Here is a 1,619-nt window from a genome sequence, read left to right on the forward strand (position 1 = left end):
GGCGACCGCGCCTTTTACCGGCCTTCGACCGACAGCATCACCTTACCGTTGCGCAGCCAGTTTCCGAGCGCGGATCGCTTCTACGCCACGGCGCTGCACGAGCTGGGGCACTGGACCGGCCACCCCAACCGCCTTGACCGGGATTTGGCGCACCCGTTCGGTTCGGAAGGCTATGCCCGCGAAGAATTGCGAGCCGAGATTGCGAGCCTCATAACCGGGCAGGAATTGCAGATCGGCCACGACCCGGAGCAGCACGCGGCCTATGTCGGATCATGGATCAAAGTCCTTGAGGAAGACCCGCTTGAGATTGTCCGCGCCGCATCGGACGCCGAGAAGATTCACACCTATGTTCTGGCGCTGGAACAAAAGCTGATTCAGCAGGTCGAGCAGGCGCAGGACCATACGCGATATTTCGTCAGCAATGAGAATACGCTTTGCTATCAGCAGCCGGGCATGACGATGCTTGGCGTCCTCGCCAGCAATATAGACGGGCGCAACCCGATTAACGGGCCATTCTATGCCAGTCCGCTAGATCAAATCCGGCCTGCTACGCGCGAGGATTTTGATAGGTTCCGCGTGACTTTGCCGCCAGACTTCCAGCAGGCACCGGAGCAGCGCCAGAATGATCTTGATGAGGGCGATCGGCTTGCGGTCGCGGCCGTGGCCGAGACGGTTCAAGCCTATGAGGAGTGGCAGAACGGCCCCCATTTCGATGGGAACGAGGAAGCGGACCTAGTAATATCCGATGACCTCAACATGGAGCTGGACGATCGTATCAAGGCCGCCTTCGCCAGACCGGCGCTTGCAGCGGCGCTTAATGATTCCGGGTTTACGGTCGAGCGGCTGACAGACCATAGCGGCGACAGATGGGCCGCCGCAGCCGGGGCCGTTGCCGCCATAGGCGATTCTATACCGGACCCGCAGCAGCACTATTCCGACCGCACTTTGCACGCGCTGATCGACAAGCACGGTTGGGAGCCGGTTGATAGTGGCGGGCCGATGCACACCGTTCGACGGCAATTTGAGGGCGTCGGGCCGATCGGCACGATGATAACCCCGAACGGCGAGCGAAACCTTATGGCGGGCTATTCCGCCGATAGCGAGCGCCGCCGCTATATCGCCTTGTCCCTTGGGCCGAACCAGATCAGCGATTTTGATGGCCGCGACCAGAACCCGGAGGAGATTGCCCGCCTTATCAATTTGAAGGCGGAGCAATATGCCGATGAGCGCCGCGAGCGGCAGGGCTTGGCCCCGCTTTATGCGGTCAATTCGCCATCCTTGGACATTGACGCGACTGACCACCGGGACGCCGCGCCAGCGCCTTCCACCCGCACATATCTTGCGGTCCCCTATCGGGAGAAGGACGAGGCGAAAGCCTTGGGCGCAAAGTGGGATAAGGCCGAAAAATCATGGTATGTCCCGGCAGGCGCTAATGTCGAGCCGTTCCAGAAATGGCTTTCAAGCGCCGTAGAGGCACCCGCAGAAGATATAGGCCAATCGCTCCCCGGCGAGCGCGCGCAGCGCCCCACGGCCCCGGAGCAGCCGCAGGAAGGGCATACGATGAAGGAAACCCCGCGACAGACGCGCGAATATCTGGCGGTGCCTTATGGCGAAACAAA

The 1,619-nt window shown here is 61.1% G+C and carries 1 protein-coding gene; it reads left to right on the forward strand.

Annotation, left to right across the window (positions count from 1 at the left end; all coding sequences use genetic code 11):
* Positions 1-1,619 (forward strand): zincin-like metallopeptidase domain-containing protein (locus SPHV1_RS25660; protein ID WP_231634506.1); only part of this gene is annotated, 1,619 nt, incomplete at both ends.

This window comes from Novosphingobium sp. KN65.2 (assembly GCF_001368935.1).
In the GTDB taxonomy this organism is placed as follows: domain Bacteria; phylum Pseudomonadota; class Alphaproteobacteria; order Sphingomonadales; family Sphingomonadaceae; genus Novosphingobium; species Novosphingobium mathurense.